The 25667-nt window shown below is 72.0% G+C and carries 23 protein-coding genes; 10 read left to right on the top strand and 13 right to left on the bottom strand.

Annotation, left to right across the window (positions count from 1 at the left end):
• Positions 1 to 8 precede the first annotated feature (8 nt).
• Positions 9 to 401 (top strand): phage holin family protein, encoded by a 393-nt coding sequence (locus CRM89_RS19565; RefSeq protein ID WP_011211682.1) that lies wholly within the window; start codon positions 9 to 11, stop codon positions 399 to 401.
• A 12-nt stretch (positions 402 to 413) separates the two neighbouring features.
• On the opposite strand, the gene CRM89_RS19560 is transcribed toward CRM89_RS19565, so the two are convergent.
• On the bottom strand, positions 414 to 1283 hold the full coding sequence (locus tag CRM89_RS19560; protein ID WP_098085499.1) for a 1,4-dihydroxy-2-naphthoate polyprenyltransferase: 870 nt from the start codon (positions 1281 to 1283) through the stop codon (positions 414 to 416).
• A gap of 92 nt (positions 1284 to 1375) precedes the next feature.
• Complete coding sequence (locus tag CRM89_RS19555) at positions 1376 to 1840, bottom strand: SRPBCC family protein (RefSeq protein WP_060594232.1); 465 nt, start codon at positions 1838 to 1840, stop codon at positions 1376 to 1378.
• Positions 1841 to 1927: 87 nt separating this feature from the next.
• Between CRM89_RS19555 and CRM89_RS19550 the strand changes: the two genes are divergently transcribed.
• Complete coding sequence (locus tag CRM89_RS19550) at positions 1928 to 5377, top strand: BTAD domain-containing putative transcriptional regulator (RefSeq protein WP_228821794.1); 3450 nt, start codon at positions 1928 to 1930, stop codon at positions 5375 to 5377.
• Here the strand turns inward: CRM89_RS19550 and CRM89_RS19545 are convergent.
• The 4 genes from CRM89_RS19545 to CRM89_RS19530 form a co-directional block, all read right to left on the bottom strand.
• Positions 5359 to 6198 carry an ABC transporter permease gene (locus CRM89_RS19545; RefSeq protein ID WP_098085494.1) on the bottom strand — a complete coding sequence of 280 codons (840 nt, stop codon included), beginning with the start codon at positions 6196 to 6198 and terminating at the stop codon, positions 5359 to 5361. The genes CRM89_RS19550 and CRM89_RS19545 overlap by 19 nt on opposite strands.
• A complete protein-coding gene (locus CRM89_RS19540; RefSeq protein ID WP_098085491.1) occupies positions 6195 to 7172 on the bottom strand; it encodes an ATP-binding cassette domain-containing protein in 978 nt (325 codons plus the stop codon). Before CRM89_RS19540 ends, CRM89_RS19545 begins: the two co-directional genes overlap by 4 nt.
• Positions 7173 to 7263: 91 nt before the next feature.
• Positions 7264 to 8397, bottom strand: coding sequence for an o-succinylbenzoate--CoA ligase (menE, locus tag CRM89_RS19535; protein ID WP_098087059.1), 1134 nt, complete (start codon positions 8395 to 8397; stop codon positions 7264 to 7266).
• 299 nt (positions 8398 to 8696) lie between these two features.
• Positions 8697 to 9089: a VOC family protein gene (locus tag CRM89_RS19530; protein ID WP_011211675.1), complete on the bottom strand. Its 393-nt coding sequence runs from the start codon at positions 9087 to 9089 to the stop codon at positions 8697 to 8699.
• A gap of 214 nt (positions 9090 to 9303) precedes the next feature.
• On the opposite strand from CRM89_RS19530, the gene CRM89_RS19525 reads away from it, so the two are divergent.
• Positions 9304 to 10536, top strand: a complete 1233-nt coding sequence (locus tag CRM89_RS19525) for a helix-turn-helix domain-containing protein (protein WP_172964545.1) — start codon at positions 9304 to 9306, stop codon at positions 10534 to 10536.
• Between the two features lie 157 nt (positions 10537 to 10693).
• A complete protein-coding gene (locus CRM89_RS19520; RefSeq protein ID WP_011211673.1) occupies positions 10694 to 10996 on the top strand; it encodes a hypothetical protein in 303 nt (100 codons plus the stop codon).
• A gap of 36 nt (positions 10997 to 11032) precedes the next feature.
• Here the strand turns inward: CRM89_RS19520 and CRM89_RS19515 are convergent, their stop codons facing one another.
• The gene (locus tag CRM89_RS19515) at positions 11033 to 11926 is read right to left on the bottom strand and encodes a 1,4-dihydroxy-2-naphthoyl-CoA synthase (protein WP_011211672.1); all 894 of its coding nucleotides are present in this window, start codon (positions 11924 to 11926) and stop codon (positions 11033 to 11035) included.
• 94 nt (positions 11927 to 12020) lie between these two features.
• Between CRM89_RS19515 and CRM89_RS19510 the strand changes: the two genes are divergently transcribed.
• The gene (locus CRM89_RS19510; protein WP_011211671.1) at positions 12021 to 12737 is read left to right on the top strand and encodes a PaaI family thioesterase; all 717 of its coding nucleotides are present in this window, start codon (positions 12021 to 12023) and stop codon (positions 12735 to 12737) included.
• Positions 12738 to 12845: 108 nt separating this feature from the next.
• Positions 12846 to 13295 (top strand): hypothetical protein, encoded by a 450-nt coding sequence (locus tag CRM89_RS19505; RefSeq protein ID WP_011211670.1) that lies wholly within the window; start codon positions 12846 to 12848, stop codon positions 13293 to 13295.
• A gap of 166 nt (positions 13296 to 13461) precedes the next feature.
• On the opposite strand, the gene CRM89_RS19500 is transcribed toward CRM89_RS19505, so the two are convergent.
• Positions 13462 to 14463: a YafY family protein gene (locus CRM89_RS19500; RefSeq protein ID WP_098085485.1), complete on the bottom strand. Its 1002-nt coding sequence runs from the start codon at positions 14461 to 14463 to the stop codon at positions 13462 to 13464.
• A gap of 92 nt (positions 14464 to 14555) precedes the next feature.
• Here CRM89_RS19500 and CRM89_RS19495 point away from each other — a divergent pair, with 92 nt between their 5' ends.
• A complete protein-coding gene (locus CRM89_RS19495; RefSeq protein WP_060594246.1) occupies positions 14556 to 14918 on the top strand; it encodes a VOC family protein in 363 nt (120 codons plus the stop codon).
• 104 nt (positions 14919 to 15022) lie between these two features.
• Positions 15023 to 16660, top strand: a complete 1638-nt coding sequence (gene menD, locus CRM89_RS19490) for a 2-succinyl-5-enolpyruvyl-6-hydroxy-3-cyclohexene-1-carboxylic-acid synthase (protein WP_098085482.1) — start codon at positions 15023 to 15025, stop codon at positions 16658 to 16660.
• 29 nt (positions 16661 to 16689) lie between these two features.
• On the opposite strand, the gene CRM89_RS19485 is transcribed toward menD, so the two are convergent.
• Positions 16690 to 16926, bottom strand: a complete 237-nt coding sequence (locus tag CRM89_RS19485) for a hypothetical protein (protein ID WP_011211666.1) — start codon at positions 16924 to 16926, stop codon at positions 16690 to 16692.
• Positions 16927 to 17144: 218 nt separating this feature from the next.
• On the opposite strand from CRM89_RS19485, the gene CRM89_RS19480 reads away from it, so the two are divergent.
• The gene (locus CRM89_RS19480; RefSeq protein WP_098085480.1) at positions 17145 to 17723 is read left to right on the top strand and encodes a TIGR03086 family metal-binding protein; all 579 of its coding nucleotides are present in this window, start codon (positions 17145 to 17147) and stop codon (positions 17721 to 17723) included.
• Positions 17724 to 17731: 8 nt separating this feature from the next.
• Here CRM89_RS19480 and CRM89_RS19475 read toward each other — a convergent pair whose 3' ends face one another.
• Entirely contained in the window at positions 17732 to 18352 is a 621-nt protein-coding gene (locus tag CRM89_RS19475) for a TetR/AcrR family transcriptional regulator (RefSeq protein ID WP_371392011.1), read from the bottom strand.
• An 88-nt stretch (positions 18353 to 18440) separates the two neighbouring features.
• Here CRM89_RS19475 and CRM89_RS19470 point away from each other — a divergent pair, with 88 nt between their 5' ends.
• Complete coding sequence (locus CRM89_RS19470; protein ID WP_098085475.1) at positions 18441 to 19478, top strand: aldo/keto reductase; 1038 nt, start codon at positions 18441 to 18443, stop codon at positions 19476 to 19478.
• Here CRM89_RS19470 and CRM89_RS19465 read toward each other — a convergent pair.
• From CRM89_RS19465 to CRM89_RS19455, 3 genes are all read right to left on the bottom strand, one after another.
• Positions 19472 to 23635 (bottom strand): bifunctional nitrate reductase/sulfite reductase flavoprotein subunit alpha, encoded by a 4164-nt coding sequence (locus tag CRM89_RS19465; protein WP_098087058.1) that lies wholly within the window; start codon positions 23633 to 23635, stop codon positions 19472 to 19474. The genes CRM89_RS19470 and CRM89_RS19465 overlap by 7 nt on opposite strands.
• Before the next feature lie 112 nt (positions 23636 to 23747).
• A complete protein-coding gene (locus CRM89_RS19460; RefSeq protein ID WP_011211663.1) occupies positions 23748 to 24461 on the bottom strand; it encodes a demethylmenaquinone methyltransferase in 714 nt (237 codons plus the stop codon).
• 45 nt (positions 24462 to 24506) lie between these two features.
• On the bottom strand, positions 24507 to 25649 hold the full coding sequence (locus CRM89_RS19455) for a glycosyltransferase family 1 protein (protein WP_086844947.1): 1143 nt from the start codon (positions 25647 to 25649) through the stop codon (positions 24507 to 24509).
• Between the last annotated feature and the right edge of the window lie 18 nt (positions 25650 to 25667).

Genomic DNA, 25667 nt, shown 5'->3' with positions numbered 1-25667 from the left:
ATGGGCGCATGCAGCTTGTGATTCGGTTGGTCATCAACGCGGTCGCCCTGTGGCTGGCCGCCGCCTGGGTGAGCGGGATCGAGATCCTCAGCCCCGCCGAAGACGGCACCGGCGCCAGGATCGTCGTCGTGCTGGTGATCGCCGCGGTGTTCACCCTCGTCAACGCGTTGGTGAAACCGGTGGTGAAACTGCTGTCGCTGCCGCTGATCCTGCTCACCCTCGGCCTGTTCCTGCTGGTGATCAACGCCCTGATGCTGTGGCTCACCGCGAAACTGACCGAGCTGGCCGACACCAACGGCTACGGGCTCGAGGTCAACGGCTTCTGGGCGGCGGTGTTCGGCGGCATCATCGTCTCGATCGTGAACTGGGTACTGGGCGCCCTGGTGCCCGACAACGACTGAGCCGTACCCGAGTCAGCCCAGCGCGAGCGCGAGCGCGCCGAGCACCGACCAGGCCAGCAGGGCGAGACCGGAATCACGGAGCGCCGGAATGAGTTCCAGGCCATGGCCGCCCGTGCGCACCGGCGCGTTGGCGCGGATCGCCAGCGGCGCGGCGAGCAGGCCGAGCAGCGCCAAGGGGGTGCGCAGCACCAGCAGCAGCGTGATCACGAACGGGATCAGCAGCAGCACCAGGTGCAGTGTGCGGGTGCGGGCGTCGCCGAGTTTGACCGCCAGCGTGGTCTTTCCGGTCGCGGTGTCGGTGGGGATGTCGCGCAGGTTGTTCGCGACCAGCACCGCGCTGGAGAAGGCGCCGACGCCGACGGCGAGCGCCACGCCCACCCAGTCGATGCGCTCGGCCTGCACGAACTGCGTGCCCAGCACCGCGATCAACCCGAAGAAGACGAAGACGGCGATCTCGCCGAATCCGCTGTAGCCGTACGGTTTGCTGCCGCCGGTGTAGAACCAGGCCCCGGCCAGGCAGACCGCGCCGATCAGCAGCAGCCACCAGGCCGTGGTCAGGGCAAGCACCAGCCCGAGCGCCGCGCCGAGCGCCAGGCTCAGGATCGCCGCGTTCTTGACCGCGGCGGGCGAGGCCAGCCGGGAGCCGACCAGGCGCAGCGGCCCGACGCGCTCGTCGTCGGTGCCGCGCACGCCGTCGGAGTAGTCGTTGGCGTAGTTCACCCCGACGATGAGGGCCAGCGAAACCAGCAGGGCGAGTACAGCTTTCCACCAGACGACGGCATCCAGCGCGGCCGCCGCGCCGGTTCCGGCGATCACCGGGGCGATCGCGTTCGGCAGGGTGCGGGGCCGGGCGCCCTCGAGCCATTGCGCAGCTGTTGCCATGCACGCAGCCTATGCCGTGCGCGCGGCCCGAGCCGTGCCGGATTCCCGCGCGGTGCCGCCCGCGGGGTGACGCCCGCGGGATGACGCCGCGGTCAGGCGCCCGATTCGGCGGCGACTCGCAGCCTGGCCAGTCCCTTCTCGAAATCCTTACCGATCAGCCGGTCCATCGGGATCACCGCGGCGAACACGGCCCCCAGACCGCTCCGCTCGCCACGCATCCGCCACGCCACCTCGGTGCTGGTGGTGCCGACCGGCGCGAGGGTGAAGGTGACGTCGTTCGTGGCGCGCATCGGCTTGCGGAACTCGAGCCGCACCCCCACTTCACGGCCGGTGTCGGTGACGATCTCCATCGTCCCCGCGCCCGCCTTGCGATTGCCCTGCCAGGAGTACCGGGCGCCCGGGCCGGACTCGGGCCCGGAGTATTCGCGCCGCAGCGCCGGATCGAGGTCCTCCCACGGGGACCACTCGCGCCACCGGCGCAGATCGGCGATCAGCGCGTGCACCTGTTCCGGTTGCGCCGAGATCACGGTGTGGCGCACCACTTCGAACTCACCCATGCGGCCAGGCTAGGCGCAGTGCCGCCGGTTACGGCGGGAAAATGCGCGGGGAATCGGCGGTGGCTCTCACCTACGATGACGGATGGCATGTGTGCACACCAGCGCGGCCTCGCCGGCCCGGCCCCCACCCTCACCTCGTCGGGCGACGAGGCGATCGTCGTAGGTCTGCTCGGCGAGGTCGCGCTGCGACGCGACGCCGCGCTCGTGCCGGTGCCGGGGGTGCGCGCCCGGCTGCTGCTCACCGCGCTGGCGCTGCGGCCCGGCCGGCACCGCGGTGCGACGTCGCTGATCGAGGACGTCTGGGGCGACAGCCCGCCGCGTGCCCCGATGAACGCCCTGCACACGCAGGTCTCCCGGCTGCGCGCCGCCCTGCCCGACGGTGCCGTGGAGGCCGGGCCCGCCGGATATCGACTGCTGCTGCGGCCGGCGCAGGTCGACCTCGCCCGGGCGGGGGAACTGCTCGCCCTGGCCCGCCAGCACGTCCGCGGTGCGAACGGTTCGGCGGGCGACGTGGCCGCCGGCCTCGCCGCCGTTTCCGCCGCCCGCGCCCTGTGGCGCGGGGAGCCCGCCGCCGACCTGCCACCCGGCCCCGTCACCGATGACCTGCGCACCGCCGCCGGTGCCCTCGCCGTCGACCTCGACGCGGTGGAGCTGACCCTGCGCGAAGCCGACGGCGACACCGAGGCCGCGCTGCGAATCGCCCGGCGCGCCGCGGCGGCGGACCCGCTGAGCGAGCCCGCCCAGCTGGCCCTGCTGCGCCTGCTCGCCGCCACCGGTCGCCCGACCGAGGCCCTGGAATCGTTCGCCGCCTTCCGCGCCCGTCTCGCCGACGAACTCGGCGCCGATCCCGGCCCCGCGCTGGTCGCGATGAACACCGCGATCCTGCGTGGTGAGCCCGTAGTTCCGGTCCCGCCCGCGGCTTCGGCCGGACCGGCGCGGGATGCCGGGCACGAGCGAGCGGCGGCCGGCGGTGGCGCGCCGACTACCCCGGGCACCCATCCCGCCATCGGCCTGCGCGCCGCCCCGAACCCGTTGCTCGGGCGAGAAGCCGACCTCACGGCGCTGCTCGGGCTGGTCGAGCAGGCACGGGTGGTGACGGTGCTCGGCCCCGGCGGCACCGGGAAGACCCGGATCGCCAACGAACTGGGCGCGCGGATGACCCGCCGCGAGCCGGTGGTGCTGGTGGAGTTGGCGTCGGTGCGTTCCGGCCCTGGTGCCGACGCCCGCGTCGAGGTGGAGGCCGCGATCAGCGCGACTCTCGGTCTCGGCGAGGTGGTGCGCGAGCCGGGCGGCCTGCTGCGCCCGGGCCGCGTCGACTTCGGGCGGCGGCTGCGCGAGGCGTTGGCCGCCCGGCCGATCCTGCTGATCCTGGACAACTGTGAACACCTGGTGGACGCGGTCGCCGCGGTGGTCGCCGATCTGATCGGCGCCTGTGAGCACCTGACCGTCGTCACCACCAGCCGGGCGCCGCTGGCCATCACCGCCGAAACCGTCTATCCCCTGGACCCGTTGGCGATCGACCCGGCCGGTTCGCCCGCGACCGAATTGTTCGCCGCGCGTGCCAGGGCGGTGCGGCCCACGGTTCGCCTCGACCCCGAAGTGGTCGCGCGGCTGTGCGCGATGCTCGACGGACTGCCGCTGGCCATCGAACTCGCGGCGGCGCGCACCCGCACCATGAGCGTCGAGGAGATCGAGCGCCGCCTCGAACACCGCTTCGCGCTGCTGCGTTCCGGTGACCGCACCTCGCCGGAACGTCACCGCACCCTGCACGCGGTGATCGCCTGGAGCTGGAACCTGCTCGACGAACCCCAGCAGCGCGCGCTGCGCCGGATGTGCCGCTTCCCGGCCGGTTTCACGCTCGCGGCCGCCGAGATCGTGGCGGGCGGACCGGACGCCGCGGAGGCCATCGAAGGGTTGGTGAGCCAGTCGCTGCTGACCGTGCTCGAGGGGGCCGAGGGCACGGGCGTGCGGTATCGGATGCTGGAGACGGTTCGCGAGTTCGGTGAGGAACAGCTCGGGGCCGAGGAGGCCGACCTGGTCGTCGCCCGCATGGCCGCGTGGGGGCGCAGCTACGCCCGCGACGCCCTGCGCCGCTACCGGGCCGCCGAGCAGCTGGCCACGGTGCATTCGGTCGCCGAGGAGGTCGACAACCTGGTCGCGGTGCTGCGCGCGGCGGCCGACCGCGGTGACGGCGCGACGGCGTACCGGGTGTTCCCGGTCGCGGGACTGCTGTGGATGATGCGCGGCGCGCATTTGGATCTGCTCGCGTGGGCGCCGCGCGTGCTCGACTGCCTGCCCGAGGGCGACGATCCGGCCGGTATCGACGCCGACCTGCACATGTTGGCCTGCCTGTTGATCGCGGTGCACACCGTCTACATCAGCGCCGAAGCACGTCCGTTCCTCGCCACCCGCATGCGGATCCGGCGGTTGCTGCGCCGCGCGCGCGACCTCGATCCGAGCCTGCGCCTGCTCGGCGAACTCGCCTGCGCCGACCTGTCCGGCCGGCGCCTGCCCCGGCTGCTGGCCGAGGGAGCCCGCTCGCCGGACCCCGACGTGCGCATCGCGGCGCTGGTGGCCAGAGCGAACCTGCGCGAGAACGCCGGCCTGGTGCACGGGTCCACCCGCGACGCGCAACGGGCGCTCGAACTGCTCCGCGACCGCGATCCGTGGGGCACCGCGCTGGTGTGCCAGCACCTGGGCCAGCTCGGCGGGCAGACCGCTCACTACGCCGAATCGGTGCGGCACTACCGCCGGGCGGTCGAACTGCTGCGGTTGCTCGGCGCGCACGAGGAGATCATGGAGATCCGCAGCTTCCTCGCGGTGGCGTTGATCGCCGACGGCAGGCCGCACGAGGGCGCGCGGGAACTGGAGTTCGCGTTCGAGGGGGCCGACCGGTCCCATCCCGCGCCCGTCGACGATCCCGGCATCCTGCGCAACCACCGGCTCTCCGCGGTCGCCGCGGCCGTCGCCGAATTGCGGTTGGCCCAAGGCGATGTCGATGCGGGCTTGCGCTACTACCACCGCGCCCTGGATCTGCTCGGCTGGCCGCAGGACAACCTGGTGCCGGGGCCGGGCGGGTTGATGCTGGCCGCCGCCGCGATCGGTGCGCACGTCCTGCACGGGCGGGCGGACCGGGCCGCGACACTGGCCGATCAGGTGGCCGCGGGCGCCGCGGTCCGGCTCGCCCAGTTCTACGACCTGCCGCAGGTCGGGTCGGCGGCCTGCGCGATCGGGTCGTGGCTGCTGGCACTCGACCCGTCCTCGGCGACCGGCCTGGAACTGCTCGTGCTCGCCGCCCGCGCCGTGGCCCGCCAGGACTATCCGTCGATGACGCTGCGCCGCCACATCGACCTGCACACCCCGCGGGTCGGCGCCGACCGCTTCGACGCGGCGGTGCGCGCGGGCGCGGTCACCGGCAGGCTCGCCGCCGCGCACCGCATCATCGAGCTGCTCCGGGCGAGCTTCCCGGTGGCCGACGGCGTAGGCCGGGACCGCGACGCGCGATCCCGGCCCGACGCTCAGGCGCGGCGCATGTAGGCCCGCACGGTCAGCGGCGCGAAGATCACGATGACCGCGGCGGAGCCGATCAGCGACCAGGCCAGGTTGCTGCCGTAGAAGTTGTCGTTCATCAGTTCACGACAGGCGTTGACCATGTAGTAGACCGGGTTGGCGTGGTTGATCGCCTGCATCCAGCCGGGCATGGTCTGCACCGGGGCGAACGCGCCGGACATGAACGTCAGCGGGAACATCACCATCATCGAGATGCCCTGCACGGACGCCGCGCTCTTGCCGGTGACCCCGACCAGCGCCCAGATCCAGCTGATGGCGAACGAGCACAGCACGATCACCAGCGACGCGGCCAGCACGCCGGCCGCGCCGCCGCCCGGCCGGTACCCCAGGCACAGACCGACCACCACGGTGAGCGCGGTGGCGATGCCGTAGCGCACCATGTCGGCGATCAGCGCTCCGGCCAGCGCCGAGATGCGGGCGATCGGCAGGGATTTGAAGCGGTCGAACACGCCCTTGTCCATGTCCTCACGCAGCTGGGTGCCGGTCACCACGGAGGTGAGCACCACCGTCTGCACGAGGATGCCGGGGATCAGGATGGGCAGGTAGTCGTGCACGTTCCCGGAGATCGCGCCGCCGAAGATGTAGGTGAACAGTGCGGTGAACAGGATCGGCTGCACCGTGACGTCGAAGAGCTGCTCCGGTTTGTGTTTGATCTTGAGCACACCGCGATAGGCCATCGTGAACGAGGCGGCCAGGGTGCGGCGCAGGCCGATGTGGTTGTCGGCCCGGGGAGTTCGGGTGGGTGCGGTGGCGGTGGCCGCGGTGCGGGTGGCGGTGGCGGTGGTCATGCCGCGCTCCGTTCGGTGTCGTCGTCGGCCGGGTGGCCGGTGATGGTGAGGAAGACTTCGTCGAGGCTCGGTTTGCTGACCGAGATCTCGTCGATGGCGATGTCGTGTTCGCGCAGCCGGATCAGCAGGTCGGTGGTGAGGCCCGCCTCGCGCAGCGGCGCGGTGAGCCTGCCCGCCTCCGGCGTGATCTGCGCCTCCACGCCGAGCAGTTCGCCGATCACGCGGCGCGCCTGCTCGAGCAGTGCCCGGTCGGCCAGGGTGAGGTGCAGGGACGACCCGCCGATGCTGGCCTTCAGTTCGTCGGCGGTGCCGTCGGCGATCACCCGGCCGCGGTCGATCACCGCGATCCGGTCGGCCAGCTGATCGGCTTCGTCGAGGTACTGGGTGGTCAGCAGCACGGTCGCGCCGTCGGCGACGAGTCTGCGGATGGTGTCCCACATCTGGGCGCGGGTGCGCGGGTCCAGGCCGGTGGTGGGCTCGTCGAGGAACAGCAGCGGCGGGGTGGAGATCAGGCTGGCGGCCAGGTCGAGCCTGCGGCGCATACCGCCGGAGAAGTTCTTCAACGGCTTGTTCGCCGCCTCGGTGAGGTCGAACTCCTCGAGCAGGTCGGCGGCGCGGGTGCGGGCCGCGGCACGGGGCAGGCCGAGCAGCCTGGCGAAGATCACCAGGTTCTCCACGGCGGTGAGATCCTCGTCCACCGAGGCGTACTGGCCGGTGAGCCCGAGCAGCGAGCGCACCGCGGTGGGCTCGGCGACCACGTCGTGGCCGAAGATCCTGGCGCTGCCGCCGTCGGGGCGCAGCAGGGTCGAGAGCATGCGGATGGTGGTGGTCTTGCCCGCCCCGTTCGGTCCGAGCACGCCGTAGACCGCACCCTGCGGCACGGTCAGGCTGACGCCGTCCACGGCCCGCTGCTGTCCGAACACCTTGACCAGGCGGTCCGCCTCGACGGCGGGTACTGCGGTCGGTGAAGTCATGGCGGTTGGTGATGTCATGACAACGACTGTGCGCGGCCCCGCTTGCACGGGGCTTGCACCGCGATGGCGTCGCGCTTGCGCCGACCGCCGATCAGGTGTGCGAGCGGGTGAGCAGCAGTTCGCGCAGCTTGTTGCGGTTCGGCTTGCCGGGTCCGTGCAGCGGCAGTTCGTCGAGGATCGCCAGCTCGCGCGGCGCGGCGATGGCGTCGAGTTCGCGCACCACGTGCTCGCGCAGTTCCTCGAGCGTCGGCCGGGCGCCCTCGGCGGGCACCACCGCGACCGCCACCCGTTGACCGAGCCGCTCGTCGGGCAGCCCGAGCACCACGCATTCGCTGATCGCCGGGTGGGTGACGAGCACGGCCTCGACCACCTGCGGGATCACCAGCAGGCCGCCGGTGGTGATGGCTTCGTCGAGACGACCGGTGACCTGGAGGACGCCGTTGTCGTAGGTGCCCGCGTCCTCGGTGCGGAACCAGCCGGGTTCGGCGAAGGCGGGATGGTCGGGCTGGCCGCGATAGCCCTTGGCGATCATCGGCCCGCCGAGCACCACCCGGCCGTCCTCGATCCGCACCAGGGTGCCCGCCAGCGGCACACCGTCGTAGACGCAGCCGCCGCAGGTCTCGCTCATGCCGTAGGTGCGCACCACGTTGATGCCGAGTTCCCTGGCCCGCTCGTACACCGGCGCCGGCGTGGCGGCGCCGCCCACCAGCACCGCGTCCAGGTCGGCCAGTGCCGCGGCGGCCTCGGGCTCCTCGATCGCCTTGATCAGCTGGGTCGGCACCAGCGAGGTGTAGCGGCGCTCGCCACGCATGCCGGAGATCGCCCCGGCCAGCGCCTCGGGCAGGAAGCCGCCGGAGACGTCGAGCACCGCCGGCTCGGTTCCGGCCAGGATGCTGCGCATCAGCACTTGCAGACCGGCGATGTGATGGGTGGGCAGCGCCAGCAACCAGGTGCCCGGCCCGCCCAGCCGGTCATGGGTGGCGGTGCCGCTGGCTCGTAGTGCCGAGGAACTGAGCATCGCGCCCTTGGGCACGCCGGTCGTGCCGGAGGTGGTGACCACCAGGGCCACGTCGTCGTCGATCGGGTCGCCGGGGCGCAACGCGTCGGCCAGGCGGCGGGCCTCGCGCCGATCGGTGGTGGGGATGGGCAGCCACGCCGGGCCGTTGCCCTCCATCGCCTCGCGCAGATGCGGGAGCACATCCCCGACGCCTGATCCGGTGGGCATCGGCAGCGTTCGCAGGGTGTTGCTCACGACGCGACCTCGTTCCAGCTCATGGTTCGCTCGCAGCAGGGCCTCACGATAGGGATCGTGTCATGGGCGCACGGCCGCGCGCGGAACGGGTGGGTCGGAACGTCACGGGGTGCGCGGAGCCAGGCATCGAGACTGCGATTCACTCGTCGGACAGGACGGGGACTGCGGGTCCCGGGCATCGACGGCCGGGTGCCGCTACGCCGTAATGGTCCTCGCCGGGTAGGCGCTTGGCAACTCGGCAGCCGCCGCCCGACCGGCGCTTCCGCCCGCACTCAGGGCTCCGACCAGCGCGAATCCCGCCGGATCGGGTGTTCCGGCGGCACCTCGACCAGCACGATCGGCACACCGTCCGGATCTTTGATCCACATCTCGATCAGCCCCCACGGCTCCTGTTGCGGCGCCCGGTCGATCGGCACCCCCTTGAGCGCGAGCTCCACCGAGGCCGCGCCCGCGTCGCGCACCTGCAACCACAGCGCCCCCTCGAAGCTGTTCGCCCGGCCCGAGCCGCCGTGCGCGGCCACCTCCACCAGCGACTGCCCGGCGAAGAACACCGTGCCGCCCGGATACTCCCTGGCCACCGCCAGCTCCAGCACGTCGCGGTAGAAGGCGAGCGTGGTGGCGTAGTCCTTCGGGCGCAGGATCACTCGGCTGCTGAGAATGTCCATTCGCGGATCCCTTCGGTGTGGTCGCGCGGTGTCGGTCGCGGAAGTCCCGCATGCTCAGAAGTACCAGGAATCCGGGGTCTCGGGGCGCAAGGCTCCCGGCATTGTGGACAGTTGCCGTGTCGGACGGACGGCCTGTGGAGAAGCGGCGGTCGCGGGTGCGTGGGCCGGTCTACCCTGGGCTGGACGGATCCGATGCGCGGAGGGGTGGGGCCGGATGAACGAGATTCCCCCGAACGAGGTGGGTCGGCGCGTGCGCGAAATCCGGCTCTGGAGGGGATTGAGTTTGACGGCCGCCGCCGGTCTGGCCGGAATCTCCTACGGCTATCTCGGCCGTCTCGAACGTGGTGAGCAAGCCCTCACCAACCGCCGGACCCTGGAGCACATCGCACAGGCGCTGCGCGTCGCGCCGTCGGAGTTCAACGGCCAGCCGTGGGAGCCCGGCGGTGCGATGACGTCGGAGGCGCATGCCGGCCTGCTCGCGATCGAGAGTGCCCTGGAGATCTGCGAACTCGGTGAGGACCCGGGCGGCGGGCTGCGCGAGTGGCCCGCGCTCGAGGCCGATCTGGCGAAGGCCGAGAAGCTCCGCGAAGCCACCGATTACGCGGCGGTCTGCGCGTTGGCGCCACGCCTGCTGATCGAATTGCACGCGGCCTACGTGCGCCGCCCGGATCTGCGGCCGCAGGTGCTGGTCGGACTGATCCGTTGCTACTACCCACTGGCGACCACCGCCAAGCGGCTCGGGGTGCGCGGACTGCCGATCATGATGGTGAAGGCGGCCCAGTCGTGCGCGGAGGAACTGGCGGCACCGGCGTGGATCGGGTTCGCGTCCTGGCTGCGCGGCATCGTCTCCGGCGCCATGTCGCGCGAACAGCAGTACCGGCGATCCATCGCCACGGCCGACCGGATCGGCAGCCACCTCGGCGATCCGGAGGTGGCCCAGGCCTACGGCATGATCCACCTGTCCGCGGCATTGGCCGCCGCCGTACAGCGCGACCGTTCCACCGCGGAAACCCACCTGGCCGAAGCCGCGTCGGTCGCCGCACGGCTGGACGAGGAGATCGGCGCCTTCGGCCGCCTCTGGTTCGGGCGGACGAATGTCGATGTGTGGCGCGCGTCGATCGGCTTGGAGTTGGGCGACGGCGTCGCTGCCGTGCAACGCGCCGCCCATGTCGCCGTCGACGCCATTCCGTCACCGTCGCGCCGGGCCAACTACTACGCCGAGGCCGGGTGCGCGCTGCTCGCGGAACCGCGTTACCAGGACCGCGGTGTGGAGCTTCTGGTCAAGGCGGAATCACTTGCGCCACAGCAAGTCCGAAGTGACATCTTCGTTCGCGACGCCGTGGCGGGCAAGCTGCGCTCCGCTCGACGCGACGCCGCCGGGCGCGAGTTGCGCGGTCTGGCCTGGCGTCTGGGCATCGCCCCCGAGTCGCCGCCCCTCCGACCGTGAGCCGTCCGCTCCGCGGCGCCTGTCCTCCGAGGACAGATCCGTCGCGTGCTGGCTCGTAGCGTCCTTCCCGGCACCCGCCCGGTGTTGTCGCAGCCGCCTTTCCGTCCGGCGCGCCAACCCGGTGTCATCAGTGACGGCTCGAGGGAGGGAGACGGTCTTGCGCGCACACCCCACCGCGTTCGGGTGGATCGCACTCGAGGTCAGCCGGTGGCCGGAGGGGGACAAGGCCGCGATCCGACGCCTGGCCCGCCACCTCGGCTACCGCCTGTACTGGCCCCGCCCCTCCGTCCTCCCGCTGATCGATCAGATCCGCTCCGCCGACGTCGACGCCGTGCTCACCCCGTCCCCGGCCCACCTCGACATGATCCAGCTGAACGCGATCATGAGCATCGCCGACGTCGAAACCCTCCACCCCCGCCTGAGTTTCGCCCGCTGGGCAACCACGCACGGGCAGCGATGAGTGCGGTTCCTGGGATGGATCACCCGGTCGGTGCTGTCAGAAATACCAGGGGTAGGGCGTCCAATCCGGGGCGCGCTTTTCCAGGAAGGCGTCGCGGCCTTCGACGGCTTCGTCGGTCATGTATGCCATGCGGGTCGCCTCGCCGGCGAACAATTGCTGGCCGACGAGGCCGTCGTCGAGGAGGTTGAAGGCGTATTTGAGCATGCGCTGCGCTTGGGGGGACTTGCCGTTGATGTCGGCCGTCCATTCCAGGGCCTCGTCCTCGAGGCGGTCGTGGTCGACGACTTTGTTGACCGCGCCCATCCGGTGCATTTCCTCGGCGGTGTAGGGGCGGCCGAGGAAGAAGATCTCGCGGGCGAATTTCTGGCCGACCATCTTGGCCAGGTAGGCGCTGCCGTAGCCGCCGTCGAAGCTGCCGACGTCGGCGTCGGTCTGCTTGAACCGGGCGTGCTCGCGGCTGGCCAGGGTCAGGTCGCACACCACGTGCAGGCTGTGGCCGCCGCCCGCGGCCCAGCCGTTGACCAGGGCGATCACCACCTTGGGCATGAACCGGATCAGTCGCTGCACCTCGAGGATGTGCAGGCGGCCCGCGCGCGCCGGGTCGACGGTTTCGGCGGTCTCGCCGCTGGCGTACTGGTAGCCGCTGCGGCCGCGGATGCGCTGGTCGCCGCCGGAGCAGAACGCCCAGCCGCCGTCCTTGGGGCTGGGGCCGTTGCCGGTGAGCAGCACCGCGCCGACGTCGGAGGTCATCCGCGCGTGGTCGAGCGCCCGGTACAGCTCGTCGACCGTGTGCGGGCGGAAGGCGTTGCGCACTTCCGGCCGGTCGAACGCCACCCGCACCGTGCCCTGTTCGATATGCCGGTGATAGGTGATGTCGGTCAGGTCCTCGAACCCGGGGACGGGGCGCCACAGCTCGCTTTTGAACGTCACGCGGGCATTATCGCCCCGTCGGATTCCGCCAGACCGAGGGCCACCGGCCGCCCCGTCGACTTGACGGTGTAAAGCCGCGCGATACCGTGCAGGTATGAGCGAGGAAGTGAAACCTGTTCCGGACGGCGCGCACGCCGAAGGAACGGCCAACGGCGCCGGGACGGCGATCCGCCCGCGCATCGACACCAGCGCCATCGACCCGGACCGGTACGAATCGCACGGCGGCTTCCCCAAGGTGGCCCCCGCGCAGGTCGGCCCGAACTTCGGTCCCTTCGTCGAAGCGATGCGCACCCTGCAGGATCTGGCCGTCTCCGCCGACGCCCCCGACGAGGTGTACGGCGCCGCCCTCGCCAAGGCCCGCGAGATGATCGACCTGCTCGAGCCCTACCGCGCCCCGGAAATGCACTCCCCGGCCGGGCGCGCCGTCGACCTGCCCGGTCGCGGCAGCCTGCTGATGCTGCCGTGGACCGTGCTCGAGGCCGGGCCCGACGGCATCACCATGACCGGCGTGTTCCGCCGATTCCACCTGGGCGGCAACGGCGCAGCGCACGGCGGCGTGCTCCCGCTGCTGTTCGACGACCTGTTCGGGATGATCGTGCACTACTCCGGCAGGCCGATCAGCCGCACCGCCTTCCTCCATGTGAACTACCGCAAGATCACACCGTTGGAGACGCCGTTGACCGTCACCGGCCGGGTGGATCGAGTCGAGGGCCGAAAGACCTTCGTCACCGCCGAATTGCGCGATGAGCAGGGCGAATTGCTCGCCGACTCGGAAGCGCTGATGGTGCAGCTGCTGCCCTGGCAGCCGTGATCGGGTCGGCTGCGGCCCGATAGCCGGGTCGGCCTCGCGTGCGCGCGTGCGCCGGTGCGTATAGTGGCGTGCGCTCGTTCATCGACATCGATCCGGAGGACCCTCAAAGTGGTTGCAGCACTGTCTGAATCCCTGCTCGACGACGCGAAGCGCTCGGCCTTCCTTGCCGAAGCCAAGGAGGTTCTGGACGCCGAGGTGTCGGACAAGGGTGGTGCGTCGGGCCTGGCCGTCAAGGGCGGCTACGCGGCTGTGAACAAGATCAGCCCCTCGATCGTGCCGGACGCCCTGGAGTCGCTGGCTCCCAAGCTGCTCGAGCAGCTGGAGCCGTTCTGGCAGGAATTCAAGGCCGCGGGTGGCCAGGGCCGCTTCGCCGACCTGCTCGTCGCCAAGTCCGACGAGGTCGCCGAGGCCCTGCTGGCCGTCACCGATGCGCGCGCCCAGGCCTCGAGCCGCCCGGCGCTGCAGAAGGTGTACAACTCGATGCGTTCCTCGGCCAAGAAGAACGTCATCGAGGCGCTGCCGCGCGTGGGCGACCTGGTTCAGCGCCACGCTGTGTAGTTTGCCGCGCCTTCGGCGCGGCGGGTCGCGGCCCCCTCGTGTCTCGAACGCGAGACGGGCCGCGACCACTCGGTTGGTTTCTCGCTGTGCTCGAAAGCCGCCGTTTTCCAAGGGGGGAGCTCGTGCGGGGCGGCATCATGCTGTCGGCCCGGGCGGGCGTTGTCGATCAGGGGGTTTCGGATCCGCGCGGGGGCGTGGAATCCGGTCGTGTTCCCGGGGAGGAATAGAGCTGCGCTATCTCCGTGCCCAGTTCGCGTAGTCGGGTGCGGGCTTGCGGTGGGGCGGTGACGGTGAGGCTGCTGCCGAATTGCAAGAGGATTCGGATGTCCTCGGGGGTGCGCAGGGCGATGGTGACGGGGATTCGCCCGCCCGGTGCGCCGGGGTGGGGTGTGAGCCGATGGCCGAGGATTCGGCTGGCGCGGGGGAGTTGGGCGGGGTCGATGTCGGCTTCCACGCGGTAGGTGTGGGTGTCCTTCCAGGTCTCGACCAGGTCCGCCGCCACGTCGGCGAGGGTGGCGCCGGGGCGTAGCCGGCGCGGGGAATCGAGCGCGCGCCAGGATGTCACGCGGTCCAGGCGGTAGAGGTGGGGGCGGCGGTCGTGGTCGGCCACCAGGTACCAGGTTCCGGCTTTGGCGAGCAGTCCGTAGGGATCGACGACGCGCCAGCGGGGACGGTCTTCGTGGGAGTGCCGGTACCGGATGCGTAGGCGGACGCCGCGGCGCACGTCGTGGACCAGGGCGGCCGGGGAACTGTCCGGTGGCGGCTCGTGCGCGGACCACGGACGGCTGTCCGGGACGACGACCGCGCTCAACGGAAGCAGGCCGTCGGGGGAGCGGCGGGGGCCCAGCCGCATCTTCCGCCGGACGCGCTCGCCCTCGGCCGCGACGCCAAGGGCGGCGCGCTGGGCGTCGTCCAGGCCGGCGAGGGCCAAGTGGTCGCGGTCGGCCGGGGTCAGTCGCGCGATGTCGAACGGACCGCCGGGCAGCAGCGTCACCCCGCCGTGGCGGCCGCGCTGCACCACGAGCGGAAAACCCGCGTCGCGCAGCCAGTTCAGATCGCGCAGCACGGTACGCACCGAGACGCCCAGCTGGTCGGCCAGGTGCTCGGTGGTGAGCGGTCGTCCGGGGCGCAGGGCGAGCAACAGGGCGAAGAAGCGGTCGGGCGTCACCGTTGCAGTGTGTCGGGAAATCACGCCGGAATGTGTCGGGTATCTGCCCGACAGTGGCGGGGCAACAGCAACCGATCCTGGAAAGGACCGCCATGACGGCATCGATCGTCTTCCTCGTCTACGTCAACGACACCGCCGCGTCCGCCCGCTTCTACGGCGACCTGCTGGACATGAAGCCCGATTTCGAGACGCCCGGCTACATCACCTTCGACCTCGGCCCCGGCGCCGATCTGGCGCTGTGGTCGGGCCGGTTCGACGGTCTCTCGCCCGCCACGCCGCGCACCTCCGAGGTGTGCCTGGCGCTGCCCGACGGCGCCGAGGTGGACGCGAAGTTCCGGGAGTGGCAGGCCAAGGGCGTCACCGTGGTGCAGGAGCCGCACGACGAACCGTTCGGGCGCACCTTCGTCGTCGCCGATCCGGACGGCAACCTCATCCGCGTCGCACCGCAGGACTGACCGCGCCGGAGACCACGGCGGCCGGCCCTCGGCGGGCCGACTGCCGCGGTCTGTGTGACCAGGGTGACCGCGCTCGGGGCGGGTCGATCTGACAGGCTGGAGGCGTGAACCCGTCAACTGCGCAGGCCCGAGTTGTCGTCGACGAACTGGTTCGCGGCGGCGTCCGCGACGTGGTGCTGTGCCCGGGGTCGCGCAACGCGCCGCTGGCGTTCGCGTTGCAGGCCGCCGACGCGGCGGGGCGGCTGCGGCTGCACATGCGCATCGATGAGCGCACGGCCGGATTCCTGGCGATCGGCCTGGCGATCTCGGCGGGTGCGCCGGTGCCGGTGGTGATGACCTCGGGCACCGCCGTCGCGAATCTCGGACCGGCGGTGCTGGAGGCCAATTACGCGCGGGTGCCGCTGATCGTGTTGAGCGCCAACCGGCCCTACGAGATGCTCGGCACCGGCGCCAACCAGACGGTGGAACAGCTCGGCCTGTTCGGCAGCCAGGTGCGGGCCACCATCTCCCTCGGCCTCGCCGAAGCCGACGGTGCGGGTGCGGGCTCCTACGACCAGCAGAACAGCGTGTGGCGTTCGGCGGTGTGCCGGGTGCTGGCCGCGGCCCGCGGCACCCGCTCGGGCAACGCCGGGCCGGTGCACTTCGACATCCCGCTGCGCGAGCCGCTGGTGCCCGACCTCGCCGAGGGCGAAGCCGAGCCCGCGGGCCGGGCGGGCGGCGCGCCGTGGACGGCTACCCAGTACGCCACCCTCGACGTGCCGCTCGAGATCGACCTGACCCCGGACACGGTCGTCGTGTCCGGGCACGGCGCGGGTCTGCGTCCCGAACTCGCGCATCTGCCCACGGTCGCCGAACCCACCGCGCCCATGCACGGCCCGGCCCTGCATCCGCTGGCGCTGCCGCTGCTCACCCCGCGCCAGGCGATCATCACCGGCCGCCCCACCCTGCACCGGCAGGTGTCGCGCCTGCTGGCCGACCCGGCGGTCACGGTCTACGCCCTCACCACCGGCCCGCGCTGGCCCGACGTGTCCGGCAACGTCGTCGGCACCGGCACCAGGGCGGTCACCTCGGGCGCCCCGCGGCCGGAGTGGCTGGCGCACTGCCGTGAACTCGACGACAAGGCCCGCCAGGTGGTCCGCGCCGAACTGGCCGGGCATCCCAAGCCGACCGGCCTGCACGTGGCCGCGGTGGTGATGGATGCGCTGCGCGAAGGCGATCAGCTGCTGCTCGGCGCTTCCAACCCGGTGCGCGACGCGGCACTGGTGGCCACCCCGCGGCCGGGGGTGCGGGTGCTGTCCAACCGCGGCGTGGCCGGCATCGACGGCACGGTCTCCACCGCGGTCGGCGCCGCCCTCGCCCACCCCGGCCGCACCATCGCCCTGATCGGTGACCTGACCTTCCTGCACGACGCGGCCGGGCTGCTGATCGGGCGCGGCGAACCGCGCCCCGCCGATCTGACCATCGTCGTCGCCAACGACGACGGTGGCGGCATCTTCGAACTGCTCGAACAGGGCGACCCGCAGTACGCGGGCGTGTTCGAGCGCGTGTTCGGCACCCCGCACGGGATGGATCTGGCGGCGCTGTGCGCGGCCTATCGCATCCCGCACCGCCAGGTGGACCCGGCCGAACTCGCCGCGGAACTGGCCGGTGACGCGCACGGCCTGCGCGTGCTCGAGGTGATCACCGAGCGCTCCAGCCTCCGGGAACTGCACGCCACCGTGCGCGCCAAGATCGCTCCCTGAGGCTGAAGCCCCCAGGCTGCGGACCGGGACTACTCGACCTCGCGGTCCTCGTCGTCCATCGGCACCGGGATCGACTGTTCGAGGACGTCGGCGGGGTCGGCCTCCCAGACCTCGCGCCCCACCGCCGTGGGGTGCGGATCCTCGACGGTCACCTCGGGATCCTCCGGGTCGGGGTAGGCGGGGGTGGCCTGTTCGGCGAGGTCGGCCTCGGAAACCTCCTGCACCGGAACCTCGTGCACCGCGCGAGACGTGCTGCGATCGACCATCGTGCGCTCCTCTCCGATCCTGTCTGCCGCCGGAGCCGTTGCCCGGCCTGTCGCCGCGGGGTACCCCGACGACGGGCCCTCAACAGTCCGGCAGTTCGAGCATGCTCCCGCGCCGCAACCCCGGCAACCGCCGCGTGGCGCGCGTCTCCCGGCCGATGATTCCGCGGCGCCCGCATCGTCTGCATCGATGAACCGCACCGTCGCCCGGGAGGACCCGCATGCAGCCCCGCTTCGACTTGGAACCCGCCACCACCGCGCTGGCGTCGGTGGTCGCCGGTATCCGCGACGACCAGCTCGACGCGCCGACGCCGTGCGCGGACACCACCGTGCGCGCGCTGCTGGTGCACGTCGACGGCTTGGCCGAGGCGTTCCGCCAGGCAGCCACCAAGGAGTCGGTCGGCCGGTCCGGGCCCGCCGACATCCCCGCGGACCCGCAGCTGCCCGCCGACTGGCGCACCCGCATCGCCGCGCGGCTGAAGGCGCTCGCCGCGGCCTGGCAGGAACCGGCCGCCTGGGACGGCAGGACCGAGGCGGGCGGTGTCACCGACGACGCCGCCGCGATGGCGGTCGTGGCACTCGACGAGGTGGTGGTGCACGGCTGGGATCTGGCCCGCGCCACCGGGCAGCCGTTCGACTGCGCCGACGCCCACGCGGCGGTGCTGCTGGAGATGCTCGACGGCGTGCCGTCCGAGGGCGTGCCCGGCCTCTTCGGCCCGACCATGCCGGTGCCGGCGGACGCCCCGCCGCTGCACCGCATCCTGTCCAAGACGGGTCGTTCGCCGCGCTGGCCCGCATAGGGCCTGCGTCAGGAGACGAACACGCCCGCGGTGACGGCCGCGACCGCCGCCTCGGCCGCGGCCACCGCGGCCGCGTCGTCGATCGGGTCCCCGCTGGCGAGCAGTCGGTAGTAGAGCGGCGCCGACACCGCCGCGAGCACCGCGCGCGGGTCGGTGCCCGGCGGCGCCTCCCCTCGCCGCACGGCGTCGTCCACGCACGTGCCCCATTCGGTGAGCCGGACGTCGTAGAAGCGGTGCAGCGCGTTGGCGGCGCCGGAATCGCAGGTCGCGGCGGCGATGACGGCGCGGAAGAGCCTGCCCTGCCGCGGGTCGGTGAGGGTGCGCGCGACCAGCCGCGCGTTGGCGACGAGGTCGCCGCGCAGCGAGCCCGTGTCGGCGCGTGGCACGGACTGTTCGGCCATGTCGGCGAGCAGATCGGCGACCACGGCGGTCGGGGTGCCCCAGCGCCGGTAGACGGTGGTCTTGCCGACCCCGGCGCGCGTGGCGACCTCGGTGAGATCGAGGCCGGCGAAGCCGTGCTCGGCGAGTAGGTCGCCCGCCGCGCGCAACACCGCGGCGCGCACCCGGGCGGTACGCCCGCCGGGCCGCACCGAGCCGGGCGGCAGGTCGTCGGTCCGGTGGTCATCCACACCATAACGGTACTCCAGTTCCATTTGCTGGCGAAAGGGCGTACAGTCCGAGGTGTTAATGGAACTACAGTCCCTTTAGGGAGGAATCATGGAGTACCGGCGACTGGGCGCCTCGGGTCTCGAGGTCCCCGCACTGAGCTTCGGGGCGGGCACGTTCGGTGGGCGCGGCGAACTGTTCGGCGCCTGGGGCGACACCGATGTGGCCGAGGCCAGGCGGCTGGTCGACATCTGCCTGGACGCGGGCATCACGATGTTCGACACCGCCGACGTCTACTCCGACGGCGCCTCCGAGCAGGTGCTCGGCGCCGCGATCAAGGGCAGGCGCGACCGCGTGCTCATCTCCACCAAGGCGAGCCTGCCGACCGGCCCGGGCCCGAACGAGGCCGGTTCCGGCCGGGCCCGCCTGATCGCGGCCGTGGAGGGCTCGCTGCGGCGGCTCGGCGTCGAACACATCGACCTGTTCCAGCTGCACGCCTTCGACGCGCGCACCCCCGTCATCGAGGTGCTGGCCACGCTCGACGATCTGGTGCGCGCCGGCAAGATCCGCTACGTCGGTGCGTCCAACTTCGCCGGTTGGCAGCTGATGAAGTCGCTGGCGGCCGCCGAGGAATGCGGCTATCCGCGCTATGTCGCCCACCAGGTCTACTACTCGCTGGTCGGCCGCGACTACGAATGGGAGCTCATGCCGCTGGGCCTCGACCAAGGCGTGGGCGCGGTGGTGTGGAGTCCGCTGGGCTGGGGCAGGCTCACCGGCCGCATCCGCCGCGGTGCGCCGCTGCCGGCGGGCAGCCGGCTGCATCGCACCGCCCAGGCCGGGCCGCCCGTCGACGACGAACTGCTCTACCGAGTGGTCGACGTGCTCGACGACATCGCCGCCGAGACCGGCCGCACCGTGCCGCAGATCGCGCTCAACTGGCTGCTCACCCGCCCGTCGGTGGCCACCGTGCTGGTCGGCGCCCGCGACGAACACCAGCTGCGGCAGAACCTGGGTGCGGTGGGCTGGCAGCTCGATCCCGACCACCTCGCCCGCTTGTCGGAGGCCGGCGCCGTCACCCCGCCCTACCCGTACTACCCGTACCACCGGCTGCCGGACTTCGCGCGGCTGAATCCACCCGTGGGTCAGTAGACGTCGCGGACGTAGCGTTTCTCCGCGACGAGTTGTTTGCGGAAGGCCAGCGCCCCGTCCTCGTCGAGCTTGCCGTGGATGCGGGCGATGGCCAGCAGCGTCTCGTCGACGTCCTTGGCCATGCGCGCGGCGTCGCCGCACACGTACAGGTGCGCGCCCTCGCACAGCCATGCCCACAGTTCGGCGCCGTGCTCGATCATGCGGTGCTGCACGTAGATCCGCTCCCGCTGGTCCCGGGAGAACGCCAGGTCGAGCCGGGTGAGGAAGCCGGTGCGGAACATGTCCTCGAGTTCGGCGCGGTAGTAGAAGTTCTGCGCCGCGTGCTGATCGCCGAAGAACAGCCAGTTCCGCCCGGTGGCGCCGAGCGCGCGCCGCTCGTGCAGGAACCCGCGGAACGGCGCGATGCCGGTGCCGGGGCCGACCATGATCATCGGCGCGGCCGGGTCGAGCGGTGGCCGGAAGTGCGGTGCCCGTTGCAGGAAGATCGGCACCCGGGTACCGGCCCGGTCGGCGAGGAAGGTCGAGCACACCCCGCCGCGTCGCCCGGACTCGCCGTAGCGCACCACGCCGACGGTCAGCTGCACCTCGTGCGGGTCGACCAGCGGGCTCGACGAGATCGAGTACTGGCGTGGCTGGAGCTTTGTCAGCACGCCCTGCCACTCGATCAGGTCGGCGCGCACCGGGAAGTCGCGCAGCACGTCCACGGCCTGCCGGTCCCACAGGTAGCCGTCGAGTTCGTTGCGGTTGTCGCGGCGCAGCAGCTTCGCGAGCTGCTGGCTCGGGTTGCGCTCGGCCACGAAGGTCAGCAGGTCGTGGCTCACCCGGGTGATGTCGTAGTGCGTGCGCAGCGCCTCGGCCAGCGGCAGCTCCCGCCCGTCGATCTCGATGCCGCGACCGCCGTCCAGTCCGGTGGCGGCCAGCCATTCGGCCACCAGATCGGGGCAGTTCGACGGCCACACACCGAGCGAATCGCCGGTCTCGTAGGACACGCCCAGATCACGCAGGTCGAAACCGACCCGACGCACTTCCTTGACCGAATCCGGATGCGAGAGAACCTCGTTGCGGATCAGCGGGGCGGCAACGGGGGCGTTGCGGGTGAACGGCGCGGCCTGCCGGGCGGGCTTGGTGAGCACCGCGGTGGCGGTGGCCGTCGCGCCGCCTGCGACACCGTCCGCCACACCGTCGGCACCGGGCGGACCTGCCCACCGGGTGCCGGATGCGGCCCCTCCCGGTACGCCGCCGCCCTGCCCCAACACGGCGACGATCTCGTCGAGCCACCGCTGCGCCCGCTCCGCGTAGTCGGGTTCGCAATCCACCCGCTCGAGCAGCCGCCGCGCTCCGCGCTCGGCCAGCAGCCGGTCGATCTTGCGGCCGTGGCCGCAGAAGTCGTCGTAGGCCGAATCACCCAGGGCGAACACGGCATAACGCAATTCGGGGAACCGCGTGGCCGAGCCTTCGAGCCGGTCCCAGAAGTCCGCGCCGTTGTCCGGGGGTCCGCCGTCGCCGAAGGTGCTGGTGACGATCAGCACGTCACCGTCGAGCGCGTCCAACGCGCAGGAATTCATGTCGAGCAGCCGGGGCGCGAAACCCGCCCCGCTCAATCGCTGCGCCACCGCCGCGGCCAGATCCTCGGCGTTGCCGGTCTGCGACGCCCACAGCACGGTCACCGGCTTCGCCGCCGGTACGGGGCCATCGGCAGCCACCGCGGCCCGCGAGTACATGCCCGCCAACAGCCCGTCGATCCACACCCGGCTCGCCCCGGCGATCGGCGCGGAGTCCGGCAGCACCGGCTGCCCGGTCACCGGAATCGATTGCAGCGCGGCCAGATACCCGCCCAGGTAGATCCGCTCGGTCTCCGACAACGTCGGCGTCGCCGCCGCGTCCAGGCCCAGCAGCGCGACCAGCGGATGCTGCGGCGCCGCGGCCTCGGGACGTGGCTCGTCCGCCCGCGGCACCGGCGCGACCCGCCGCAACGCCACCGCGCACTGCTTGAACTCCGGCTGCCAGGAATCCGGGTCGACCGCGTCGTTGGTGACGGCGTTGATGGTCAGGTACTCGCCCTGCTCGTCGTTCCAGTGGAACGGCGCGAAGCAGCCGCCGGGCCGCACCCGGTCGCTGATCCTCGCGGGCAACACCGCCCGCCCACGCCGCGAGGCGATCTCGAGCTGGTCGCCGGGCCGCACCCCGAGCCGTTCGGCGTCCTCGGGGTGCACCTCGACGAACGGCTCGCCGTCGAGTCTGGTGAGCTTGCCGATGCGGCCGGTCTTGGTCATGGTGTGCCACTGGTGTTGCAGGCGGCCGGTGTTCAGCACGAACGGATAGTCGTCGTCGGGCAGTTCGGCCGGGTCCAGGTGGGGGCGCGGCCAGAACACCGCGCGCCTGCTCGGGGTGGGGAAGGCCAGCCGGGGCCGGTGCCCGTGCTCGTCGACGAACAGCTCCTGGCTCACGCCGTCGTTGCGGTAGCGGATCGGATTGCGCCGCCGGGCCGGGTCGGGGCACGGCCACTGCATCGGGCCCTCGGCCAACGCCGGGTAGCTCATGCCGCGCAGGTCGTAGCCGGTGGCCGGGTTGGCGAAACCGGTGATCTCGGCGAACACCTCGGCGCTCGAGCCGTACTCGAAGCCGGGGAAACCCATCGCGGTGGCGACCTGCGCGATGAGCAACCAGTCCGGCCGGGCCTCGCCCACCGGGTCAACGCACCGCGGCATCAGGGTGACGTTGCGCTCGGAATTCACCATCACCGCGTCGGCTTCGGCCCACAGCGTGGCCGGTAGCAGCACGTCGGCGTAGGCGTTGGTGGCGGTGTCGGTGTAGGCGTCCTGGGTGATCACCAGCTCGGCCGCTTCCAGACCCGCGATCACGGTCTTGCGGTTGGCCACCGAGGCGACCGGATTGGTGCAGATGATCCAGGCCGCCTTGATCTCGCCCGCGGCCATGCTCCGGAACATCTCGATCGTGCCCGGTCCGGATTCGGCGCGCAGGCTGCCCGGCGCCAGCCCCCACGCCGATTCCACGAACGCCCGGTCCGCCGCCGAGAGCAGCGAGCGCTGGCCGGGCAGGCCCGGCCCCATGTACCCCATCTCGCGCCCGCCCATCGCGTTCGGCTGGCCGGTCAGCGAGAACGGACCCGAGCCGGGCCGGCAGATCGCGCCGGTGGCCAGGTGCAGGTTGCACAGGGCGTTGGTGCTCCAGGTGCCGTGCGTGGACTGGTTCAGGCCCATCGTCCACAGCGACATCCACTCGCCCGCCTCGGCGATCCAGCGGGCCGCGGTCCGCAGATCGTCCTCGGCCAGGCCGGTGATCGCGGCGACCCGGGCGGGCGGGTAGTCGGCCAGGAACTCCGGCATCGCCGCCCAGCCCTCGGTGTGCTCGGCGATGAACTCCGCATCGATCGCGCCGTCGGCCACCAGCAGGTGCAGCAGTCCGTTGAGCAGCGCGAGATCGGTGCCCGGCCGCAGTTGCAGGAACAGGTCGGCCCGGTCGGCGGTCGCGGTGCGCCGCGGGTCCACCACGATCAGCTTGGCGCCCGCCTTCAACCGGTCGGCCATGCGCAGGAACAGGATCGGATGGCAGTCGGCCATGTTCGCGCCGATCACGAAGAACAGATCGGCGTGGTCGATGTCGTCGTAGGAGCCGGGCGGGCCGTCGGCGCCGAGCGACTGTTTGTAACCGGTCCCGGCCGAGGCCATGCACAGCCGCGAGTTCGCCTCGATGTGCTTGGTGCGCAGGAAGCCCTTGGCCAGTTTGGTCGCCAGGTACTGCGCCTCCAGCGACATCTGCCCGGAGACGTAGAGCGCGATCGCGTCGGGCCCGTGCTCGTCGAGGATGGCCCGCAACCGGTCGGCGACTTCGTGCACGGCCTCGTCGACCGGGATCGGGACCGGGACCTGGTCGCGTTGCGGGCGGCGGTAGGCGGTCTCCATGCGGCCGGGCGCGCGCATCAGCTCCAGGTGCGTGGCGCCCTTGGTGCAGAGCCGGCCGGCGTTCGCCGGGTGCCGCGGATCCCCGCCGACCTTGGCGAGCACGCGCTTGCCCGCACCCGCGACGCCGTCGCCGCCCTGCACCGTGGTCTGCACGCTGATGCCGCACCCCACGCCGCAGTACGAGCACGCCGTGCGGGCGGTGCCCGGAGCGGGGCTGGTGGGTGCGTCCGACATGCCCTCGATCATGCGGATCGCCGATTGCGCCGGATTTACCCCGCGTTATCGGCAGATCACAATCGCCCTCACCGCGCCGATTACGGGCCGTGAGGTGTGGCCGGGCTCACCGTCAGCCCAGTCGATAGCCGCGGTGCAGCGCCACCACGCCGCCGCTGAGGTTGCGCCACTGCACCGACGACCAGCCCGCCGCCGCCATCCGCATCGCCAGCTGCCGCTGGTTCGGCCACGCCCGGACCGACTCGGCCAGGTACACGTAGGCGTCCGGGTTGCTGCTGACCGCCCGCGCCACCCGCGGCAGCGCCTTCATCAGGTACTCCATGTACACGGTGCGGAACACCGGGATCACCGGGGTGGAGAACTCCGCGATCACGAGCCGCCCGCCGGGTTTGGTCACCCGCAGCATCTCCCGCATCGCCAGATCCGGGTCGGCCACATTGCGCAGGCCGTAGGAGATGGCCACCGCGTCGAAGCTCTCGTCGGCGAACGGCAGCGCCATCGCGTCACCTGCCACCATCGGCACCTCGCGGAAACTGCCCGCCGCGAGCATCCCCTTGGAGAAATCCGCGGCCACGCACCACGCGCCGGACTTGGCGAACTCGACCGTGGACACCCCGGTGCCCGCCGCCAGATCGAGCACCCGCTCGCCCGGCCGCAACGCCAGCGCCTTACGGGTGGCCCACCGCCAATACCGGTCCTGGCCCATCGAGATCACGGTGTTGGTGAGGTCGTAGCGCTCGGCGACCCCGTCGAACATCGACGCGACCTCGTGCGGTTGCTTGTCCAGCGACGCCCGAAACGACTCCCGCTGCTCTGTTCTCGCCACGTCCTCGACACTAGTGGCCGCGACGCGCGCGCCGCGACAACTCGGTCATGCCGTACGCCACAACCGGTTGTCGATGCCGGTGACCGCCGCGTAGTGATCCGTGAGTTCGGTGCAGATCGCGGGCCAGGTGCGGTGCAGCACCGACTTGCGGGCCGCCGCGCCACAGCGGGCCCGCGCCCCCGGATCGCGCAGGGCCGCCACCGCGCTGGGCAGCAGCTCCTCGAAACGATCCACCGGCAGCAGATAGCCGTTGCGGCAGTGCGCGATCAGATCGCGCGGCCCGCCCGCGTCGGGGCCGATCACCGGCACGCCGCTGGCCAGTGCCTCCTGCACGCCCTGGCAGAAGGTCTCGTGCTCTCCGGCGTGCACCATCACGTCCAGGCTCGCGTAGGCGGTGGCCAGTTCCTGCCCGCCGAGCTCGCCGGTGAACACCGCGTCGGGCATCAACCGCGCGAGCCGGGCGCGCTCGGGGCCGTCGCCGACGATCACCAGCCGCAGGCCAGGATCGTCGGCCAGCACCGCGAGCCGTTCCACGTGCTTCTCCGGCGCCAGCCTACCGACGAAACCGACCAGCAGCCGGTCGCTGCCGCCGCGCCACCGCTCGCGCAGGGCGGCGCTGCGCGCCGACGGGGTGAAGCGGGCGATGTCCACGCCCCGCCCCCAGCGGTACACCCGCGGAATGCCGTGCGCGGCCAGATCCGCCGCCGCCGCGCGCGAGGGCGCCAGCGTGCGGGTGGCGCGCAGGTGGATGCGCCGGGTCCAGCCCCAGGCCGCCCGCCCGGCCAACCCGAGACCGTAGCTCTGCGCGAACCCGGCCACGTCGGTCTGGTACACCGCGACCGTCGGCAGATCCAGCCGCAGCGCGGCCGCCAGACCACCGGCGCCGAGCAGGAACGGGGAGGCCAGGTGCACCACATCGGCGTCGAAATCGGCGATCACATCGGTGATGCCCGGCTGCGGCAGCCCCACCGGCAGCGAACTGATCTTCGGCACCATCACCGCGGGCACCCGGTACACCGGCACCCCGCCGTGCTCGCGCGGGGCCGGGGGCAGGCCGCGCGGGGTGTCCGGCGCGATCACCAGCGCCTGGTGGCCGTGCCGGGACAGGTGGTCGAGCACCCGGAGCACGGAGTTGACCACGCCGTTCATGTTCGGCAGGAACGACTCCGAAACGATGGCTACGCGCACGACTCCAGGGTGACCCGC

The sequence above is a fragment of the Nocardia sp. FDAARGOS_372 genome, assembly GCF_002554515.1.
Classification (GTDB): domain Bacteria; phylum Actinomycetota; class Actinomycetes; order Mycobacteriales; family Mycobacteriaceae; genus Nocardia; species Nocardia farcinica.
This window is presented reverse-complemented; position numbering and strand designations above follow the sequence as displayed.

Bases quoted from the DNA above. Each gene is read 5' to 3' on its own strand.
- CRM89_RS19565 (WP_011211682.1), top strand. From the start codon at position 9: ATGCAGCTTGTGATTCGGTTGGTCATCAACGCGGTCGCCCTGTGGCTG.
- CRM89_RS19560 (WP_098085499.1), bottom strand. From the start codon at position 1,283: ATGGCAACAGCTGCGCAATGGCTCGAGGGCGCCCGGCCCCGCACCCTG.
- CRM89_RS19555 (WP_060594232.1), bottom strand. From the start codon at position 1,840: ATGGGTGAGTTCGAAGTGGTGCGCCACACCGTGATCTCGGCGCAACCG.
- CRM89_RS19550 (WP_228821794.1), top strand. From the start codon at position 1,928: ATGTGTGCACACCAGCGCGGCCTCGCCGGCCCGGCCCCCACCCTCACC.
- CRM89_RS19545 (WP_098085494.1), bottom strand. From the start codon at position 6,198: ATGACCACCGCCACCGCCACCCGCACCGCGGCCACCGCCACCGCACCC.
- CRM89_RS19540 (WP_098085491.1), bottom strand. From the start codon at position 7,172: ATGACTTCACCGACCGCAGTACCCGCCGTCGAGGCGGACCGCCTGGTC.
- menE (WP_098087059.1), bottom strand. From the start codon at position 8,397: ATGCCCACCGGATCAGGCGTCGGGGATGTGCTCCCGCATCTGCGCGAG.
- CRM89_RS19530 (WP_011211675.1), bottom strand. From the start codon at position 9,089: ATGGACATTCTCAGCAGCCGAGTGATCCTGCGCCCGAAGGACTACGCC.
- CRM89_RS19525 (WP_172964545.1), top strand. From the start codon at position 9,304: ATGAACGAGATTCCCCCGAACGAGGTGGGTCGGCGCGTGCGCGAAATC.
- CRM89_RS19510 (WP_011211671.1), top strand. From the start codon at position 12,021: ATGAGCGAGGAAGTGAAACCTGTTCCGGACGGCGCGCACGCCGAAGGA.
- CRM89_RS19495 (WP_060594246.1), top strand. From the start codon at position 14,556: ATGACGGCATCGATCGTCTTCCTCGTCTACGTCAACGACACCGCCGCG.
- CRM89_RS19485 (WP_011211666.1), bottom strand. From the start codon at position 16,926: ATGGTCGATCGCAGCACGTCTCGCGCGGTGCACGAGGTTCCGGTGCAG.
- CRM89_RS19480 (WP_098085480.1), top strand. From the start codon at position 17,145: ATGCAGCCCCGCTTCGACTTGGAACCCGCCACCACCGCGCTGGCGTCG.
- CRM89_RS19470 (WP_098085475.1), top strand. From the start codon at position 18,441: ATGGAGTACCGGCGACTGGGCGCCTCGGGTCTCGAGGTCCCCGCACTG.
- CRM89_RS19465 (WP_098087058.1), bottom strand. From the start codon at position 23,635: ATGTCGGACGCACCCACCAGCCCCGCTCCGGGCACCGCCCGCACGGCG.